Source organism: Halomonas sp. ML-15 (assembly GCF_014779595.1).
GTDB lineage: Bacteria > Pseudomonadota > Gammaproteobacteria > Pseudomonadales > Halomonadaceae > Franzmannia.
Genome location: NZ_JACXZT010000019.1, coordinates 614,021 through 632,449, shown reverse-complemented (window position 1 = coordinate 632,449; position 18,429 = coordinate 614,021). Strand labels below are relative to the sequence as shown.

Below are 18,429 nucleotides of genomic sequence, written 5' to 3'. Positions count from 1 at the left end.
GATCAGTGCTGCAGCATCTCGAGCCACAGATCCTGCATCTGGCCGTCGAGCTGGGCATCGGGGGCCGGATAGAGCTGGGTACGCGACAGGTAGTCATCCTGCTCGTCCCAGCGCAGCACTGCTTTCTGCTCGTCGCTGAGCAGCTCGCCGGCACGCTGGTTGGCGGGCATACCCCAGAAGCACGACGAGGTGGCCAGCGCCGCCTGGCCTTCCGCACTGACGATATACTTGACGAACTCCAGCGCCAGGTCGCGGTTCTGGCTCTCCTCGAGCACGGCGATGGACTGCGACCAGCGCACCGCGCCCTGCTCGGGAATCGTCCAGGTCAGCTCGGGCTGCTCCTCGGCCAGCACCGCGGTCAGCCATTCGCCGCCGCCGACGATGATATCCGCCTCGCCGGTGGCCAGTGCGGTCTGGCTCGCCACTACTTCGCCCACCGAGCGCGACGCCGCCTTCATCTTGAACAGCTCTTCGCGTATCGCCGGCAGGTCATCGGCGGTGAGGTCCGAGGTCTCCAGCCCCAGGCCCACCGCCACCAGGCCGATCACCGGCAGGTAGTAGTCGTAGATGGCGATTCGCGCATCGCTCTCGCCGGACCAGATCGCCAGCAGATCGTCGAGGTCGGCAGGATCGACTCGGTCGGCGTTGTAGGAGAGGGTGTTGTAGCCGAACTTCTCGGTCACCGCATAGGTGGTGCCATCGACGCTGTTGCTCGAGGCCATCACCACCTCGGGGAAGAAGTCGTCGGTGGGCAGTTCGTCATCCGGCAGCGCGGCCAGCAGGCCCGCTTCCACTGCCCGCGGCACGTCGACGGTATCGATGACCAGCACGTCCCAGTCGCCGGGGCGCGACTGCTCGAGCATGGCGAAGGCGGCACCGGTGCCCTCATACTCGCGCAGATTGACGGTGACGCCGTGAGCTTCCTCAAAGGGCTCGATCAGCGAGGCATCGGTGTGGTCGCACCACACCAGGGCATTGAGACTATCGGCCTGGGCTTGGGCGGAGAGTGCCGCCAGACCGAGCAGGGCACAGGCAGGCAGGCCAGCGGCCTGGGTCAAACGGGTCTTGTTCATCTTGTTGTCTCCCGGGGAATGGGCAGCGGCCGACAACGTGCGGTCGGCTCAAAAAAATATTGAACAGGTTCAAGTTTAACGTCAATAATATTTTTAAACGCTACTCATCACTTGGGAGAGGGTGATTGACGGGACTCCGTACACGCCAGAAAGCCGACCGCAAGCGCCGCATTCTCGGAGCGGCCACGCGGCTGTTCCGCAGCAGCGGCTATCGCCATGTGCGTATCGAGGACATCGCCGAGATCGCCGAGGTCTCGGTGGGCACGGTCTATAACTACTACACCACCAAGGGCGATATCCTGATCGCCATTGTCGCCATGGAGGTGGGGGAGGTGCTCGCCGCCGGCGAGGCGTTGCTGGCCGAGCCGCCGCGGGATATACGCCAAGCCATGCAGACGCTGATCAGCCACTACTACGACCACTCGCTCAACTATCTCAGCAAGGAGATGTGGCGTGCCGCCATGGCGCTCTCCATCGAAGCGCCGCTGACCCCCAACGGGGTGCTCTATCATCAACTCGATGAGCGCCTGCGCGCCCAGGTGCAGGCGCTGCTCGCCAGCGGCCAGGCCCAGGGGGAAGTCGATGCCCGGTTGGATAGCGAGGCGCTGGGCGATCTGCTGTTCAACAGCCTCAATATGATGTTCGTGGAGTTCGTCAGCGACGATGCCATGACCCTGGCGGCGCTTAAAGCGCGCCTGTCGCGTCAACTCGACGCCATGACCCGGGTCTGGACCTCGGCTCACGCCACGGCCTAACCGCTGCAGCGCAGGGGGTCGCGCGATTTAGCGGCACGCTCGCGGCAGCCGACCGCGCTGGCCGATGGCCTGGCGCATGATCAGTCGTTTCAACGGTATCAGCCGATCCACGCCGGAGAGCCCGACGTTACGCGCCAGGGTCAGCGCCGGGTGGCGCGCCCCGAACAGCACGCGAAAGCCATCCATCAGCGCCAGCATGGCGGCGTTGTCGCCGCGACGCCGGCGGGCGTAGCGCGACAGGATGCGCGGATCGCCGAGCGCCGCCCCGCGGCGCTGCGCCTCGATAAGCTCCTCGGCAAGGACCGCGGCATCCATCAGGCCCAGGTTGACGCCCTGGCCGGCCAGCGGGTGGATGCTGTGGGCGGCGTCGCCGATCAGCGCCAAGCCCGGCTTCACGTAGTCGCGGGCATGGCGCTGCACCAGCGCGATATCGATGGCGTCATCGATCACCTCGACGTCGCCCAGCCGCCCCTCGAAGGCCTCGAACAGCGCTGAACTCAGCGCCGTCCGCGACAGACCGGTCAGCCGCGCGGCCTCGCCCGGTGACGTCGACCATACGATCGAGCAGTAGTGCGGCTGCCCGGCCAGGGTCAGCGGCAGAAACGCCAGCGGCCCGGTGGGCAGAAATATCTGCCGCGCAACGCCGCCGTGGCGATGCGCCACACGCACCGTCGTCACCAGCGCACGCTGGCCGGTGTCGGCCTCGCGGGTCTCGATGCCGGCCAAATCGCGCAGCCGCGAGCGCGCGCCGTCGGCGGCCACCACCAGCGGCGCGCTCAACTCGCTGCCGTCATCGAGGGTCAGGGTGTGGCCGGTTGCGCCCTCGCGCCAGCCGGTGACCCGCGCGGCAAAGCGCTGGGTAACACTCGGCAGTTCGCCGAGGCGCGACTCCAGGGCCGCCAGCACCACCTGGTTCTCGACGATATGGCCCAGCTGCGGCACGCCAGCCTGATCGGCGCTGAAGTGAATCTCGCCGCTGCCCTCGCTATCCCACACCTGCATGCCGTCATAGGGCGTGATCCGCGTCAGCCGCGACCATACGCCCAGGCCCTCCAGCAGCCGCTGCGACACCGGCGTCAGGGCGCTGACCCGCGGCGAGGGCGTATCGCCCGGCACACAGGGCTGCGGCAGCGGTTCACTGCGCCCGTCGATGACCGTCACCGCCATCCCGGCCTGGCCCAGCAGCGCCGCCAGGCTGGCGCCCACCATGCCGCCACCGACGATGATCACTTGCGCCTGCATGGGCGTCTCCTTCACGACTGACCGATAGCGTCGAGTATCTCACGCCGGCGCAGCGCACTCGAGTCAGCGCACGTCAACAGCGCCAGATACGCAAAAGCGCTGGAAATGTTTTTCACAGACGTCTATTTTGTGTACACAACAAAAGGCATCTGATGCTCATTAACGGCCAATTTAAAGTATACAAAAACAGTGCACAGTAGAGGCTATCCCATGAGTAACCCCGAACAGGGCCTGCGGCCCTCGCGCACCATCAATCAGGATCCTGACGCCATGCCACCGCTGAGCAAGGCGATCCCCCTGGGCATCCAGCACATCATGGCGATGTTCGCCGGCAACGTAACGCCGCCCATCATCATCGCCGGGGTGATCGGTGCCACCACCGGCGAACAGATCTTCCTGATTCAGGTCGCCCTCTTCGTTGCCGGCATCGCCACCCTGGTCCAGACCATCGGCATAGGCCCCGTCGGCGCCCGCCTGCCCATCGTCCAGGGCACCAGCTTCGGCTTCCTCCCGGTAGCCCTGCCCCTGGCCGGCACCTTCGGCTTGCCCGCCGTGCTCGGCGCCTCCCTGGTGGCAGGCTGTCTGCAGGTGGGCCTGGGGGCCTTTCTCAAGAAGATCCGCCACTGGTTCTCGCCGGTGGTGACCGGCATCGTGGTGCTGTTGATCGGCATCACGCTGATGCCAGTGGGCCTCAACTACGCCGCCGGCGGCATCGGTAGCGACAACTTTGCCTCCCCCACCAACCTGGGTCTGGCCTTCTTCGTGCTGGTCGTGACCATCGGCGCACACCAGTTCGGACGCGGTTTCCTCAAGGCGGCCTCTATCCTGATAGGCCTGGCAAGCGGCTATCTCCTGGCGATCCTGCTCGGCATGGTGGATTTCGCAAGCGTCGGTGACGCCGCCTGGTTCTCGGTGCCCAAGCCCCTCCAGTACGGCCTCGAGTTCCAACTGACCGCCATCATAGGCATGACCCTGATCATGTTCGTGGTAGGGCTGGAGACCATCGGCAATATCTCCGCCATCACCATCGGCGGCGCCGGGCGCCAGGCCAAGGATCGCGAACTCTCCGGCGGCGTCATGGCCGACGGCGTGGCCACCTCCTTCGCCGCGATATTCAACACCCTGCCCAACACCGCCTACGCCCAGAACGTCGGCCTGATCACTCTGACCGGCGTGGTCAGCCGTCACGTGGTGACCATCGGTGGCATCCTGCTGATCTGCATGGGCCTGTTCCCGAAACTGGGCGGCCTGGTCGCCGCCATGCCCCATGCGGTGCTGGGCGGTGCCGGCGTGGTGATGTTCGGTATGATCGCTTCGGCGGGACTGAAGATTATCCAGGAGTGCAAACTCGACCAGCGTGCGATGCTGATCATCGCCGTCTCTCTGAGCCTCGGCATCGGTCTGCCAGCGGTGGAAGCGATCTCCGAGACCATGCCAGGTCAGGCCGGCCTGCTGCTCAAGTCGGGGCTGGTGCCGGCGGCAGTGGCGGCGCTGCTGCTGGACGCTATTCTCCCTGGCAAGCCGAAGCGTGAGCCCATCGAGGCCGACGAGACGGCCACCGCTGCCGACGCTATGACGCCCAAGCAGTAAACTGGCGTGGCGGGCACTGCTCGCCGCGAAATGCCCAGGGCCCGGCAACATATTGCCGGGCCCTCGGCGTTGCTGCTGGTGGCTATCGGCGCTTCAGCGCTCCAACCCCATGGCGCGGCGTGCCAGGGTGCGGCGCAGCGGTCCCACCAGGTTGAGCCCGACCAGGCCCGCGGCGCGGGCGTGGGAGAGCCAGCCGTTGTCGATACCGAACAGCCGAATCAGGCCGTCGCTGAAGCGAATCACGTTGTGGCGATCGCCACTGCGGCGCCGCTCGAGGTCGGCCAACGTCTCGGCACTGCCCGGCCCGGCCCCGCGCTGCTGGGCGGCTTCCAGCGCCGCTACCAGGTCCATCACCCCGCGCAGCGCCAGGTTGAAGCCCTGGCCCGCCACCGGATGCAGCGCATGGGCGGCGTTGCCCAGCACCACCAGCCCCGGCCGGGTTGGCTCCTCGGCGGTGACCAGGGAGAGCGGATAGCAGTGGCGCGTGCCGACCCGCCGGAAGCGCCCGGCACGGTCACCAAAGGCCTTTTGCAACCGCGCCAGGAAGTCGCCATCGTCGAGCGCCAGGGTCTGTGTCTCGCTGCCCGCCCGGTGGGTCCAGATCAGCTCCATGCGCTGGCCTGAGAGCGGCAGCAGCGCCAGTGGGCCATCCGCGGTAAAGCGCTCGAAGGCCATGCCCCGGTGCGGCTTGCTGACCTCGAGGTTGGCGATCAGCGCCACCTGGTCATAGGAGGTGGCCTGACTGGCGATACCCAGCTGCTCCTTCAACCCCGAGCGGCCGCCGTCGGCCAGCACCGTCAACGCTGCCTCCAGGGTCGCGCCATCCGACAGCGTCAGGCGATGTCCGCCCGGCTGCGGCTCAATGCGCTCGACCCGCGCCGGACAGTGCCAGTCGAGGGGCAGTGTCGCCAACCGGCGGTGCAGCACCCGCCCCAACCAGGCGTTGGGTATCACATGGCCCAGGGCTGACACCCCCAGCTCCTCGGCGCTTAACCGGGTTACCCCCAGCCGCCCGCGCTCGCTGATATGGATGGTGTGGATCGGTTCGGCCTGCTCGGCTAGCTGCGACCATAGCCCGAGCTGCGCAAAGTGCTCGCAGGAGCCCTGGGCGATAGCACTGGCGCGAGCATCGAAGCTGGGTTGCACTGGCGGCTCGGCGTCTATACTCGAAGGCAGGGTGGCCGGTTCTATCACCGCCACCTTGCGCCCCTGCTCCTCGATCAGCGGCGCCAGAGCCGCCGCCAGGCTGGCGCCCACCAGCCCGCCACCGACGATGGCGATATCCACCCGTGAGACTGCCTGTTGCATGCGTAGTGCACCTCGCCAACATTACGTAATTTACGTAAACCAGTTTTCGCCATGCTCTCCACTGGTCACGAACTGATCATCAGCACTTCAATATCAGCCACCTGCTTGGGCACACCGGCGGTGAGCACCTCATGGCCGTGCTCGGTCACCGCAACATCGTCCTCGATGCGGATGCCGATGCCACGGAACTCGGCGGGTATGTCGTCGGCGTCGGGGATATAGAGTCCCGGCTCAACGGTCAGCACCATGCCCGGCGCCAGCGGCCGCGGCTCGCCGCCGAGGCGGTAGTCGCCGACATCGTGGACATCCAGCCCCAGCCAGTGCGAGGTGGAGTGCAGATAGAAGCGGCGGTAGGCCTCGCTCTCGATATTGATCTCCAGCTCGCCCTCGAGCAGGCCCAGTGCCAGCAGCCCCTGGGTCAGATCGCGCACCACGCCGTCGTGGATCGCCTTGAGCGTTGCTCCTGGGGCCACCGCCGCTACCGCTCGCTCCTGGGCCTCCAGTACCACCTCATAGAGCGCGCGCTGGGCCTCGCTGAAGCGGCCGTTGACCGGGAAGGTGCGGGTGATATCCCCGGCGTAGAGGTCGAACTCGGCGCCCGCATCGATCAGCACCAGCTCACCGTCGCGCAGCGCATCGCGATTACTGATGTAGTGCAGCACGCAGGCGTTGGTACCACCGCCGACGATGCTGGCATAGGCAGGCCCACTGGCGCCGTGCCACACGAACTCGTGCTCCAGCTCCGCCTGCAGCTGGTACTCGTGCAGCCCCGGGGCCGCCGCGCGCATGGCGCGCACGTGGGCCAGCGCCGAGATCTCGGCGGCATGGCGCAGCAGCGCAAGCTCGGTCTCGCTCTTGATCAGACGCTGCTCGTGGATCAGTGGACACAGGTCGCAGAAGCTGCGGGGAGCGACCGCGCCCTGGCGGCGACGCCCCTGCAGTTCACCGCGGACCGCTTCGGCCAGGGCCATCGCCTCGGCGTCATCGAGGGGCAGGTAGAGGGTTTCGCGTCCATCGAGCAGCTCGGCGAGATGCGCCTCGCGCTCGGCATTCTCGAACGCCTGGTCGATGCCGAATTCGGCTTCGGCGCCGGCGGCGCCGAAGCGAATGCCGGTCCAGGCTTCCAGGGTGGCGTCCTTGTCCTGGCAGAACAGCACGCACTCGCCGGCCTCGCGCCCCGGCAGCAGCAGCAGCAGGGCGTCCGGTTCAGGAAACCCGGTCAGATAGTGGAAGTCGCTGTTCTGGCGGAACGCGAACTCGCTGTCACGCGAGCGGGTCATCAGCCCCGCCGATGGCAGCAGCACGGCGCTGTTGGGCGCCAGCGCTGCCATCAGGGTCTGGCGGCGGCGGCGATATTCGGCCTGGCTGATTGGCGCCGGGCGCGGTAGGGCAGGGGGCAGCGTCTGGGCAGCGTGAGTCGGCATTCAGTGGGGCTCCTCGGTCTGTTCGACCTGGGGCTTGCCGGGATGCTGCTCGGTGTAGAGCAGCATGGCCGCCATGCGCACGTGTTCGGTGAGGGCGAACAGATCGTTCTCGTTCTCACTGCTCTCCTCGAGTTCGGTATCGATGGCCGCCAGCCCCTCGAGATCATCGAGGGCTTCGCGCAGCGGCGCTGACCACTCCTGGCGGCGCTCGGGATCGACATCGTTGAGCACTTCCAGAAATCCCAGCGTCCACTCCTGCAGCCCGCGGGCGCGTTCGGCCAGCGAGAACATCTCGTCGGGCAGCAGCGGTTCATAGTTGAGCGCCTCGCCGACCAGCGCCTCGAGGCTCTGGCGACGCCAGGCCAGCAGTACCTCGGCGCTCTCCTGGTCGTGGGGCTGGTCGACGCCCAGCGCATCGCAGAGTTCGTTGAGCCACGCCTCGGCGGCAAGGTCGTGGAGGGCCAGTCCAGCGGCAAGGCGGCCATCGAGGAAGGCCGGTGACTGCATGCTGCCGTGTACCAGGAAGGCATCGGCGACGTCGGAAAAGCTGAGCTGTTCGTTAATCAATGGCATAGCGGTGGGTCCGTTGGGCTACGTCGAGCCGGCAGGCGCGTTGACCGCCTGCGTAAGGCTCTCTTATGATGGTTGAATAGCCATAGCCTAACGCATCTGCCCCATTCTTGGCCCACCCTCATCCCAAGCCCGGGAGCGCACCATGACCGATGACAGCCGGCAGACCACTGAGATCACGCTGCTGGGGCGCGGCTACGTAATCGCTTGCCCGCCAGAGGAGCAGGAGCAGCTCAATCGTGCGGCTCGCTACCTGGATCGTGCAATGCACGGTATCCATGCCCGCGGCAAGGTACTCGGCGCCGAGAAGATCGCCCTCATGGCAGCGCTCAATATCACCCACGAACTGCTGCAGGCCCTCGACGAGCGCAAGGACGGCGATGCAGCCCTGGCGCGACTCGGCGAGCGCCTCGATCGCGCCGTGGCCGACGTCGCGCCACGCTGAGGTGCCACTAATCCCAGTCCTTGCTTTGGTGCGACCGCCGCCTCTGTTAGGATGAAGGCGTTCTCTGGGGTGTACGCCAGTCGTTATAGTCCCTCGAGCCTATGCGCAGTACCCAGGGGGCCAAATGCTAGACAGACCCGTGTGCATGTCCGCGCGACGGAAAGCCTGACGGTCTGTCTGCGGCCACCCACCTTGAACCAATGGGTTCAAGGGCCAGAATGACAGCGGCACTCTGGAGAACTCCTCACCCCTTTCGCGCGATATCTGCTCCGTGACCAACGCCATCTCGCCCCTTGCCGAACAGCGCCGCCTGCTACGCCGTGAGCTGCGTCAGCGCCGACGCGCCCTGACCGCCCGTCAGCAACGCGACGCCGCCCAGCGCCTGTGCCGACAGCTACGCCGCCTGCCAGAACTGCAGCGCGCCCGCCGGGTGGCGCTCTACCTGCCCAATGATGGCGAAATCGACCCCACCCCGCTGCTTGACTGGCTGCGCCGTCGCGGTGCCAATGCCTATCTGCCGGTACTCATGCCGCTGGCCGACAACCGCCTATGGTTTGTCCGCTACCACGCCGCCACGCCAATGGTGCGTAATCGCTTCGGCATTCTCGAGCCCTGTACCCGTCACGCCGCGCACCGCGCACGCCGCCTACCCGCCTGGGCGCTGGACCTGGTGCTGCTGCCGCTGGTGGGCTTCGACCCCCATGGCCAGCGTATGGGCATGGGCGGCGGCTTCTACGACCGCAGCTTCGCCTTTACCCGCCGCCGCGGACCGCGGCCGCACCTGATAGGGGTGGCCCACACCTGCCAACAGGTCGCGTCCTTGCCCAGCGCCGGCTGGGACATTCCGCTGGATGCCATCGTCAGCGACACCGCGGTGATACGCCCGCCACGGGCATAGCCCGCACGAAAAAGCCGATACGGGTTACCCCGTATCGGCTCGGTCGTTCTCTGGTCATGGCACTGCCATGACGGGAGGCCTGCTCAACTGCCGGCGAGTGCCTGGGCGTAGCCAGTGGCCACAACGCCTAAGACAAACAGCAGCGCCAATGCCATGACCAGATCGGGCTTGCGCTTCATGAATAGCTCCGTGGAATTGTTACATTCGGAAACGTTAATGTCGCCCTTGACGACAGCCTGACTATAGGCTTCAAGGGCGACAAAAACAACCGTCTCAATCCCACGATTAGCGCATCAACCCCCTGCTATATCGGCAGCAGCGAGTAAGTTGGTGCTTACTATGGCAGGGTGTTATGGATCAGGCCATAAACAGTCGATAGGCCGGGTTGTCGGACTCTTTCCAGTAGCGATAGCCAATAGCGTCGAAATACTCCTCGACGTGAATCCGGTCGCCGTTGGGCACCTGCATGCCGACCAGCACGCGACCATAGGCGGCCCCGTGGTTACGATAATGAAACAGTGAAATGTTCCAGTCTGCCGGCAGGTGAGTAAGGAAGTTCATCAGCGCGCCGGGCCGTTCGGGAAACTCGAAGCGGTAGACCTCCTCCTCGAAGTGCTCCTTGGGCCGACCTCCGCCCAGATGGCGGATATGCAGCTTGGCCAGCTCGTCGTCGGTAAGGTCCTCCACCGGGTAGCCAGCCTCACGCAACCGATCGATCACCGCCTGGCGGTCCTCGCCACCGGGCTTTACCTGCACGCCGACGAAGATGTGGGCATGGGCCGGGTCGGCGTAGCGGTAGTTGAACTCGGTGACCATGCGCTTGCCGATGGTCTTGCAGAACTTCTTGAAACTGCCCGGTTGCTCGGGAATGGTGACCGCCAGGATCGCCTCGCGCTGCTCACCGAGTTCGGTGCGCTCGGCGATATGCTGCAGACGATCGAAATTGGTATTGGCCCCGGAGTTGATGCATAGCAGGGTCTGGCCCTCGACGCCGGTCTGCTGGATGTACTTCTTGAGCCCTGCCAGCGACAGCGCCCCGGAGGTCTCCGCCACCGCCCGGGTGTCATCGAAGATATCCTTCACCGCGGCGCACATCTCGTCGGTGTTGACGGTGATCACCTCGTCGACCAGGTCGCGCATGATCTTGAACGGCATCTCACCGATCTGCGCCACCGCCACGCCCTCGGCGAACACCCCGACCTGGTCCAGGGTCACCCGCTTGCCGGCTTCCATGGCCGCCTTGAGACAGGCGCTGTCCTCGGCCTCGACGCCGATCACCTTGATATCGGGGCGCAGGTACTTGAGATAGGCCGCCACGCCAGCGATCAGGCCACCGCCCCCCACCGGCACGAACACCGCATCGAGTCGGCCGCTGTGCTGACGCAGGATCTCCACGCCAATGGTGCCCTGGCCGGCGATCACGTCGATATCATCGAACGGTGGAATATAGGTGTAGCCGTGCTCGGCCACCAGCTCGCGGGCGTGGTCGGCGGCGGCCGAGAAGGCGTCACCCTTGAGAATTACTTTGGCGCCGCGGGCGCGCACCGCCTGCACCTTGATATCGGGAGTAATCCGCGGCATCACGATCACCGCCTTGACCCCCATCAGCTTGGCGGCCATGGCCAGGCCCTGGGCGTGGTTGCCCGCCGAGGCGGCGATCACGCCCTTGTCTTTCTGCGCCTGACTCAGCTGGGTCATCTTGTTGTAAGCCCCGCGAATCTTGAACGAGTAGACCGGCTGCAGGTCCTCGCGCTTGATCAGGATCTGATTATTGAAACGGCGGGAGAGAAAGGGGGCCGGAGAGATCGGCGTTTCCCGGGCGGCATCGTAGACCCGGGCCTGGAGAATCTTCTTGACGGTAGCTTCGAGCATCCTGGTGTCCTGATGGGAGTAACGCAGCGCGGGAGCGCAAACCGCAAACGGCGGAGAAAACCCCTATTGGTAGCATTCCCGCCGCCCCGGCGTCCAGCGCGCCATCCACAGCGGCGGGTGGCTGGCGTATACTGGCGGCGCCCTCATCCACCAGCTGCGACAATTTGCCCATGACCCAAGACGAACTCAAGGATGCCGTGGCCGCCGCCGCCATCGATGAAATCCGCCCGCATCTTTACCGCGACACCGTGCTCGGCATCGGCACCGGCTCGACGGCCAACTGCTTTATCGACCGTCTGGCCGAGCTGCGCGACGACTTCAAGGGGGCGGTGGCCAGCTCCGAGGCCAGCGCCAAGCGCCTGCAGGACCACGGCATCGAGGTGTTCGAACTCAACAGCACCGGCAACGTGCCTTTCTATATCGACGGCGCAGACGAAGTGAACGCTCACTTACATATGATCAAAGGGGGCGGCGCGGCCCTGACCCGCGAGAAGATCGTCGCCGCCTGCAGCGAGCGCTTCATCTGCATCGCCGACGCTTCCAAGCGCGTGGCACGCCTGGGCGCCTTTCCGCTACCGGTGGAGGTGATCCCCATGGCGCGCTCCTACGTCGCCCGTGAGCTGGTCAAGCTGGGCGCCGATCCGGTCTACCGACAGGGAGTGGTCACCGACAACGGCAATCAGATCATCGACTGCTACGACTTCATGATCGACGACCCGGTGGCCATGGAAGCGCGCCTCAATGCCATCGTCGGCGTGGTCACCAACGGCCTGTTCGCTGCCCGCAGTGCCGATGTGCTGCTGCTCGGCGGCCCCAATGGCGTCGAACGCCTGACACCCTCTGAGTAAGCACTTACTTACTCGGCAGAAGTCGATCCAGGACCTCCAGGGTGCGCGTCAGCGCGCCGCGGTTAGCCGCTACGACCCGCTGGCCGGCCTCGCCCAGCCGCAGCCGCTCGGCGTCATCCTTGAACAGCGCGGCCAGGGTGGTGGCCAGCGTTGAGGCGTCGGCGACACGCACCAGGGCCCTGGCCTCATCGAGCACCGCGGCCACATCGGCGAAGTTGGCCAGCTGTTCGCCGCTGAGCACCGGGGTGCCCATCGCCGCCGGCTCGAGCAGGTTGTGGCCGCCCACCGGCACCAGGCTGCCGCCGACGAAGGCCAGGTCAGCCGCACCATAGAGCAGCGTCAGCTCGCCCAGGGTATCGCCCAGGTAGACCGCCGCATCGGGTGCCGGCAGCTGCCCCTGAGAGCGCCTCGCCGCCGGCATGCCGTGGGCCTCACACAGCGCCGCCGCTGCGTCGAAGCGCTGCGGATGGCGCGGCACCAGGATCAGCAGGGCGTTATGCTGGGAGCGGCGTAGCCGGGCGTGGGCCTCGAGCAGCTGCTCCTCTTCGCCAGGATGGGTGGAGCCGGCAATCCACACCGGACGGTCGCCCAGGGTGGTGCGCAGCGCCTCGCCGCCGGCGCGAAGCTCCGGTGCCACGCTTATATCGTACTTCAGCGTGCCCACCGCCTGGCTGGACGCCGCGGCCATGCCCAGCGCTCGGAAGCGGCCCAGGTCATCGGCGGACTTGGCCGCCAGCCAGTCGACGCCGCATAGGGCGTCCTGCATCAGTGGCCGAATATGGCGATAGCGTGCAAAGGCACGCGGTGACAGCCGGCCGTTGACCACCGCCAGGGGGATGCCGCGGCGCCGGCAGGCGGCCAGCAGATTGGGCCACAATTCGGTTTCGAAGATGATCGCCAGCGCCGGCGCCAGCCGCGCCACGAAGCGCCGCGCCGCGCCGGGGAAGTCCAGCGGCAGGAAGCGATGGTGCAGCCGCGCCGCCTGGCCCGCTTCACGACGGGCGGCGATCAGCGCCTCGATGCGCTCGGCGCCGGTGGCGGTCATGGTGCTCACCGTGAGGTGGTGTTCAGGATAGCGCTCGAGCAGCGCCTCGATCAGCGGCCGGGCGGCGATCACCTCGCCCAGCGAGGCGCAGTGCAACCATAGGGTCGGTGATGGCGGCGGCGCGATCAGCCCCAGCCGTTCGCGGCGCGCCCGCCCGGGACGCTGCTCGCGCCACACCCGGCGCCAGGCCAGCGGCGCCAGTAGCAGCAGCGCCGCGCAGTAGAGCCAGCGCGCCCAGGGCTTGCCCCGCGCCATCAGCGCTCGCGGTCGAGGATGGTGGAGATCATCGCGGTGGTCGACACCCCGTCCTCGAAGCCGAGTACCCGCACCTCGCCGCCGGCATCGCGCACCGCCTGGCCGCCGGCGATCTGCTCGGGCCGATAGTCGCCGCCCTTGACAAGGATATCCGGCAACACCGCCTCGATCAGACGCTGCGGAGTATCCTCACCAAAGGGCACCACCCAGTCCACGGCGCCAAGCCCGGAGAGTACCTGCATGCGTCGCGCCAACGGATTGATCGGCCGCTTGGGGCCCTTGAGGCGTCCGATGGAGGCGTCATCGTTGACCGCCACGATCAGCCGATCACCGAGCTGGCGAGCGTGCTCCAGATAGGCGACATGACCCGCGTGCAGAATATCGAAGCAGCCATTGGTCATCACCACCTTCTCGCCGCGGGCCTGGGCGGCGCGTACCGCCTCGATCAGCGGCGCTTCTGCAATCACGCCGAACTCGGCCAGCTTGTCGCCATGCAGGGCAGTATACAGCTCGGCGATCGACAGGGTGGCGGTACCCGGCTTGGCCACCACCAGGCCGGCGGCCAGATTGGCCAGGGTCATGGCTTCGGGGAAGCCGTGATCGGCGGCCAGCGCCAGACCCAGCACGCCGATCACGGTGTCGCCGGCGCCGGTGACGTCGAACACCTCGCGGGCGCGAGTCGGCAGGTGCAGCGGCGCATGGTCCGCGCGGATCAGCGTCATGCCTTTCTCGCTACGGGTGATCAGCAACGCCTCGAGGTCAAGCTCGGCACGCAGCGACTCGCCACGGGCTGCCAGTTCCTGGTCGTCGCGGCAGTGGCCGACCACCGCCTCGAATTCGGTCAGGTTGGGGGTCAGCACGCTGGCGCCGCGATACTTGCCAAAATCGCTGCCCTTGGGGTCGACCAGTACACGCTTGCCGGCAGCGCGTACCAGCGCAATCAGCTCTTCGATACGGTTCAGCGTGCCCTTGCCGTAGTCGGAGAGGATCACCAGGTCGGCGGTGCCCAGCTGCGCGGCAACGCGCTCGGTAAGCGGGTGAGTATCCACGTCGCCCAGGCCCTGCTCGAAGTCGAGGCGAATCAGCTGCTGGTTGCGACTCATGACCCGTAGCTTGGTAATCGTGGGTATTTCGGCGCTGCGCTGAAAGTGAGTACTTACTCCGGCGTCTTCCAGGCAGGCAGCGAGCAGGTCAGCGTTGTCATCGTCCCCCACCAGGCCGGCGAGGCCGGCGTGGCCACCCAGCGAGGCGATATTGAGCGCCACGTTGGCGGCGCCGCCCGGGCGATCTTCCGCCTCTTCAACGCGGACCACCGGCACCGGCGCCTCGGGGGAGATCCGCGAGGTGCCGCCGTGCCAGTAGCGATCGAGCATGGCATCGCCCACCACCAGCACGCGGGCATGTTCCAGGGCGGTGAGATCAAGTTTCATCACGTGGCTCCGTGAGCAGAGTGTCCAAACGGTCGATGACGTCGTCGGCGGCGATCAGTGACATGGCATCCGGATGGCGCACCCGCTCACCCCAGCCGAGCGTCTCGACGTCCTTGTGCAGAAAGCGGGCCACCGCCTGCGGGTAGCGGTCCACCGCCAGGTGGCGCCAGCCGTAGGGTCCAGTACGCTGCAGATTGGAGGTGGCGTAGAGACCGATCACCGGGGTGTTCAGGGCGTTGGCCATGTGCACCGGTCCGGAGTCCGGGGCGATCACCGCCTGGGCCTCGTCGATCAGCGCCAGCAGCCCCTTGAGCGACAGCCGGCCAACGCCGTCGACCAGCGCCTCGCGGTCCGGCACCAGCGTGGCGATCTCCTCGCACATCTCGCGCTCCTTGGCGGTGCCGCTGCCGGTAAGCAGCGTGAACAGCCCATACTGCTGCCAGGCGTGCTCGATGACGGCGGCGAAGCCCTCCGCTGACCAGTTGCGGTAGTTGCGCACCCGCACGCTGCTGCAGGGGCTGACCACCAGGTAACGCCGCCCAGCGCTCAACCGCCGCGCTTCCTCGACCGCCGTCTCGGGTACGCTCAGGTGCCACTCGAGGCGGGTGTCCTCGACGCCCAGCAGACGAGCGAAGTCCATAAAGGAGTCGACGACGTGAGCTCGAGGGTGCGGCGCCAGTTGGCGGTGGGTGAACCAGTGCTGAGCGTCCTTGGCGCGGGCCTTGTCGTAGCCTACCCGTACCCCGGCCTTGAGGCCCAGCGACAGCAGGCTGGCGCGCAGCGCCTGCTGCATATGCAGCAGCACGTCGAAGCGCGTGTCGGCGAGTTCACGCCACAGGGCACGCATGCCGGCCAGGCCGGAGGCCTTGTCGTAGACGACGAACTCGACCCCGGACAGGCCCGCCAGTAAACTGTGCTCGCTCTTGCCGATGATCCAGGTGATACGCGCCTCGGGCCACTGGCGCTGCAGGGCACGCACGGTGGGCACCAGATTACACACGTCGCCCAGCGCGGATAGGCGCAGGATGCCGATATGGCGGGGCTGGGCGGGCAGGGGATGCTTCATGCAGTTGGCAACATATCGTCCAATAAGGATGGCATTCTAACCTCAGACCACGACAACGGTCACACCGTACCGGCTCGCCATTCACCAATGCCAGCGAGGAAACGCCAGAGATGCGAGACGCTTCGATGCTCATTCGACTCGCCCACACCCAACCGCTGGCCAGCGGAGGATCGCGACTAATCTATCCTCACCCGGAGCAGCCTGGACAGCTGATCAAAGTCATCAAGGGCAGAGAATCGATGCAGCCCAAGCACCGGCTAACGCCGACACGCCTCAAGGCACGCTTCCAGCTGACACGTCAGCTACGCGAATTACGCGAGCATATTCGCATCCTGGACACCCCGAGTGACCTCCTCTCCCGCCACCTGCCTCGCATTGATGGGCTCGTCGCTACCGACCTTGGGGTAGGCCTCGTGGTGGAAGCGATTCGTGATGTAAATGGCCGGCTTGCACCGACTTTATCTCAACTACTTGGCAAATCCCTGATAGAGCCCCGACATCGCGACCTACTGGCCATCTTCTTCGAGCGGCTGATCGCTTCAACCGCCATCGTCGGCGACTTGAGTTATAACAACTTGGTGCTCGGCCAAGATGTTCAAGGTAACGACTACTTTGCACTGGTAGATGGTCTGGGCGACAACACCCTTGTTCCAATGTATGCATTGGTGCCGGGTAGAAATGTTTACAAGAAGCGGCAAGCTGAGCATCGCTTCCTGTCAGCCTTTGACGCAGCTCTTGGCAGAACTGCCGTGATCACCGCCACCCCCCCATGACAGGAATCTACCAGGAGGTGAGATGCCGTTGGTCACCCGCCATGTCGAGTCCATGACGATCCTCTACGAGGATCACGCCGCAGCATGGGCCTGCACGCTGCCACATATCGGTCCACTGGCCTTTAACTATGAGGCATGGCAGCGCGCAGGTCGAGTGACGGGGCAAGCGCCTGGACGCGGCACCAGCCTATTCGTGGATGCTGGCGATGGACACGAGTGGGTGCTACGTCACTACCGACGCGGCGGATGGATCGCCAGACTCAGCGCGTCCCACTATGTGTGGACCGGCCTCGAGCGCACCCGCGCCTTCCGCGAGCTGCGTCTGATTGCCGAGCTCCACGCCCGCGGCCTGCCGGTGCCGCCGCCGGTGGCAGCCTGCGTATGGCGCTCAGGCCTGAGCTACCAGGCGGCACTCATCACCCAGCGGCTGGCCGGCACCCGGGCCCTGGCCGAGCACCTCGCCAGCGCCGACGCAGCGCTGCTCGAGCGCGTCGGCGCCACCATCGCCCGTTTCCACGCCGCCGGGCTCGACCACGTCGATCTCAATGCCCGCAATCTGCTGGTGGATGCCGAGATGCGGGTGTGGCTGATCGACCTTGACCGCTGCCGGCTACGCCGGCCCGGGGCCTGGCAGGCAGCCAATCTCGACCGCCTGGCGCGCTCACTGGCCAAATTCAATGCCCCACCGAGCGCCATGCAGGCCATTCGCCGCGGTTATACCGATGCGTAGGCGTCGCTGAGCGCCGCCACGTGGGCACTGAGCGTGAAATCGCGCCGCACCCGTCCAGCGGCCGCCGCCCCAAGCGCCTCGCGCAGCTCGGGGGCAGCGGCCAGGGCCTCCAGCTGAACAGCCCAGGCCTCGGCGTCGTCGGGGGCGGCCAGGAGACCGACCTCGCTGTCGAGCAGCTCGGGAATCGCCCCACTGTCGGCACCCACTACCGGGCGCCCGGCGGCCATGGCCTCGATCACCGTCAAGCCGAAGGCTTCGTTGGTCGAGGGGATACAGACAATATCCAGCGCTCCCAGCAGGCGCGGCAGATCACGGCGAAAGCCCGCGAAGCTGACCCGCTCGGTCAGCCCCAGTGCCGCCACTTGGGACTTGAGCTGGGCGACATAGGGCTCGTCGCTCCCCTCGCTGGCGGTCAGGCCGCCGATCATGACCGCATGCCAGTGCAGCGCCGGCGACCGCTGGGTCAGCAGGGCCAGTGCCTCCAGCCAGACATCCTGGCCCTTGCCCGGCGTCAGGCGCCCAGGCAGGCCGATCAGCAGCTCCCCCTGGGATGCACCGAGTTCGCTGCGCAGCGTCTCGCTGTCGCCACCGCTCGCATAGGGCCCAGGGTCGATGCCCAGATAGAGTCGCTGGATACGCTCGGCGGGCAGCGAGAAGGCGTTGAGGTTGCGCGCCCGGGTCGCCTCGCTGATCGAAAACATTCTGCTCAGTTTACCGTAGGCCCAGCGATGGTAGAGTCCCTTCTTGGGCCGTGTCACGCCCATATGCTCGGTGAAGAACAGTCGCAGGCCCGGTCGTAGCGTCTTGAGCAGCGCGGCCAGGCGTAGGTCGGAGGACTTATGGCAGTGCAGCACCCGGATCTCGTGGCGGCGCAGATAGTCCAGGATACGCAGCACAGCCAGCAGCGCTCGGCCCCGGGACGCCACCGTCAGCGGTGTAATACCCGCCGCCTGCAGGCTATCCGCGACCCGTGAGCCGGCTAGCGCCAGACCGTGGACCTGCCAGCCCTGGCGCTGCAGCTCGGGTATAATCCGCGAGGGATACATTTCCAGACCACCCCAGCCGCTCGAGAGGCAGATGTGCATGACCTTGTACGACAAGACGA

At 66.4% G+C, this 18,429-nt stretch carries 17 protein-coding genes and 1 other RNA gene; 8 read left to right on the top strand and 10 right to left on the bottom strand.

Features of this window, described 5'->3' with window-relative positions; genetic code table 11:
- Nucleotides 1-2 precede the first annotated feature (2 nt).
- Nucleotides 3-1,073: an extracellular solute-binding protein gene (locus IEI94_RS14555; protein WP_191168005.1), complete on the bottom strand. Its 1,071-nt coding sequence runs from the start codon at nucleotides 1,071-1,073 to the stop codon at nucleotides 3-5.
- A 125-nt stretch (nucleotides 1,074-1,198) separates the two neighbouring features.
- Here IEI94_RS14555 and IEI94_RS14550 point away from each other — a divergent pair, with 125 nt between their 5' ends.
- Nucleotides 1,199-1,828 (top strand): TetR/AcrR family transcriptional regulator, encoded by a 630-nt coding sequence (locus IEI94_RS14550; RefSeq protein WP_191168004.1) that lies wholly within the window; start codon nucleotides 1,199-1,201, stop codon nucleotides 1,826-1,828.
- A 27-nt stretch (nucleotides 1,829-1,855) separates the two neighbouring features.
- Here the strand turns inward: IEI94_RS14550 and IEI94_RS14545 are convergent, their stop codons facing one another.
- Nucleotides 1,856-3,070 (bottom strand): UbiH/UbiF/VisC/COQ6 family ubiquinone biosynthesis hydroxylase, encoded by a 1,215-nt coding sequence (locus IEI94_RS14545; RefSeq protein WP_191168003.1) that lies wholly within the window; start codon nucleotides 3,068-3,070, stop codon nucleotides 1,856-1,858.
- Nucleotides 3,071-3,280: 210 nt separating this feature from the next.
- Here IEI94_RS14545 and IEI94_RS14540 point away from each other — a divergent pair, with 210 nt between their 5' ends.
- Nucleotides 3,281-4,660, top strand: coding sequence for a uracil-xanthine permease family protein (locus IEI94_RS14540; RefSeq protein ID WP_191168002.1), 1,380 nt, complete (start codon nucleotides 3,281-3,283; stop codon nucleotides 4,658-4,660).
- A gap of 93 nt (nucleotides 4,661-4,753) precedes the next feature.
- Here the strand turns inward: IEI94_RS14540 and ubiH are convergent, their stop codons facing one another.
- From ubiH to IEI94_RS14525, 3 genes are all read right to left on the bottom strand, one after another.
- Nucleotides 4,754-5,968 (bottom strand): 2-octaprenyl-6-methoxyphenyl hydroxylase, encoded by a 1,215-nt coding sequence (gene ubiH, locus IEI94_RS14535; RefSeq protein WP_191168001.1) that lies wholly within the window; start codon nucleotides 5,966-5,968, stop codon nucleotides 4,754-4,756.
- A gap of 65 nt (nucleotides 5,969-6,033) precedes the next feature.
- Nucleotides 6,034-7,392 (bottom strand): Xaa-Pro aminopeptidase, encoded by a 1,359-nt coding sequence (gene pepP / locus IEI94_RS14530; RefSeq protein WP_191168000.1) that lies wholly within the window; start codon nucleotides 7,390-7,392, stop codon nucleotides 6,034-6,036.
- The gene (locus tag IEI94_RS14525) at nucleotides 7,393-7,965 is read right to left on the bottom strand and encodes a UPF0149 family protein (protein WP_191167999.1); all 573 of its coding nucleotides are present in this window, start codon (nucleotides 7,963-7,965) and stop codon (nucleotides 7,393-7,395) included. It abuts the gene before it with no gap.
- 142 nt (nucleotides 7,966-8,107) lie between these two features.
- Between IEI94_RS14525 and IEI94_RS14520 the strand changes: the two genes are divergently transcribed.
- The 3 genes from IEI94_RS14520 to IEI94_RS14510 all read left to right on the top strand — a co-directional run bounded on the left by IEI94_RS14520 (nucleotide 8,108) and on the right by IEI94_RS14510 (nucleotide 9,305).
- Entirely contained in the window at nucleotides 8,108-8,407 is a 300-nt protein-coding gene (locus tag IEI94_RS14520) for a cell division protein ZapA (RefSeq protein WP_191167998.1), read from the top strand.
- Between the two features lie 58 nt (nucleotides 8,408-8,465).
- Nucleotides 8,466-8,650: non-coding RNA, 6S RNA (gene ssrS, locus IEI94_RS14515), on the top strand.
- A gap of 28 nt (nucleotides 8,651-8,678) precedes the next feature.
- Complete coding sequence (locus IEI94_RS14510) at nucleotides 8,679-9,305, top strand: 5-formyltetrahydrofolate cyclo-ligase (protein ID WP_412030912.1); 627 nt, start codon at nucleotides 8,679-8,681, stop codon at nucleotides 9,303-9,305.
- 357 nt (nucleotides 9,306-9,662) lie between these two features.
- Here the strand turns inward: IEI94_RS14510 and ilvA are convergent, their stop codons facing one another.
- On the bottom strand, nucleotides 9,663-11,204 hold the full coding sequence (ilvA, locus tag IEI94_RS14505) for a threonine ammonia-lyase, biosynthetic (protein ID WP_224750267.1): 1,542 nt from the start codon (nucleotides 11,202-11,204) through the stop codon (nucleotides 9,663-9,665).
- Between the two features lie 143 nt (nucleotides 11,205-11,347).
- Between ilvA and rpiA the strand changes: the two genes are divergently transcribed.
- A complete protein-coding gene (gene rpiA, locus IEI94_RS14500; protein ID WP_191167996.1) occupies nucleotides 11,348-12,025 on the top strand; it encodes a ribose-5-phosphate isomerase RpiA in 678 nt (225 codons plus the stop codon).
- A gap of 4 nt (nucleotides 12,026-12,029) precedes the next feature.
- On the opposite strand, the gene waaA is transcribed toward rpiA, so the two are convergent.
- The 3 genes from waaA to IEI94_RS14485 are packed head-to-tail and all read right to left on the bottom strand — an operon-like array spanning nucleotide 12,030 to nucleotide 15,821.
- A complete protein-coding gene (gene waaA, locus IEI94_RS14495) occupies nucleotides 12,030-13,325 on the bottom strand; it encodes a lipid IV(A) 3-deoxy-D-manno-octulosonic acid transferase (protein WP_191167995.1) in 1,296 nt (431 codons plus the stop codon).
- Complete coding sequence (gene hldE, locus IEI94_RS14490; protein WP_191167994.1) at nucleotides 13,325-14,755, bottom strand: bifunctional D-glycero-beta-D-manno-heptose-7-phosphate kinase/D-glycero-beta-D-manno-heptose 1-phosphate adenylyltransferase HldE; 1,431 nt, start codon at nucleotides 14,753-14,755, stop codon at nucleotides 13,325-13,327. The genes waaA and hldE overlap by 1 nt, the downstream gene beginning before the upstream one ends.
- A complete protein-coding gene (locus IEI94_RS14485) occupies nucleotides 14,745-15,821 on the bottom strand; it encodes a glycosyltransferase family 9 protein (RefSeq protein WP_191167993.1) in 1,077 nt (358 codons plus the stop codon). The genes hldE and IEI94_RS14485 overlap by 11 nt, the downstream gene beginning before the upstream one ends.
- A gap of 110 nt (nucleotides 15,822-15,931) precedes the next feature.
- Here IEI94_RS14485 and IEI94_RS14480 point away from each other — a divergent pair, with 110 nt between their 5' ends.
- Nucleotides 15,932-16,594: a YrbL family protein gene (locus IEI94_RS14480; RefSeq protein ID WP_191167992.1), complete on the top strand. Its 663-nt coding sequence runs from the start codon at nucleotides 15,932-15,934 to the stop codon at nucleotides 16,592-16,594.
- A 22-nt stretch (nucleotides 16,595-16,616) separates the two neighbouring features.
- Nucleotides 16,617-17,324: a 3-deoxy-D-manno-octulosonic acid kinase gene (locus IEI94_RS14475; RefSeq protein ID WP_224750152.1), complete on the top strand. Its 708-nt coding sequence runs from the start codon at nucleotides 16,617-16,619 to the stop codon at nucleotides 17,322-17,324.
- Here IEI94_RS14475 and IEI94_RS14470 read toward each other — a convergent pair.
- Nucleotides 17,309-18,424, bottom strand: coding sequence for a glycosyltransferase family 4 protein (locus tag IEI94_RS14470; RefSeq protein ID WP_224750151.1), 1,116 nt, complete (start codon nucleotides 18,422-18,424; stop codon nucleotides 17,309-17,311). The two genes, IEI94_RS14475 and IEI94_RS14470, sit on opposite strands and share 16 nt — an antisense overlap.
- Nucleotides 18,425-18,429: the final 5 nt, after the last annotated feature.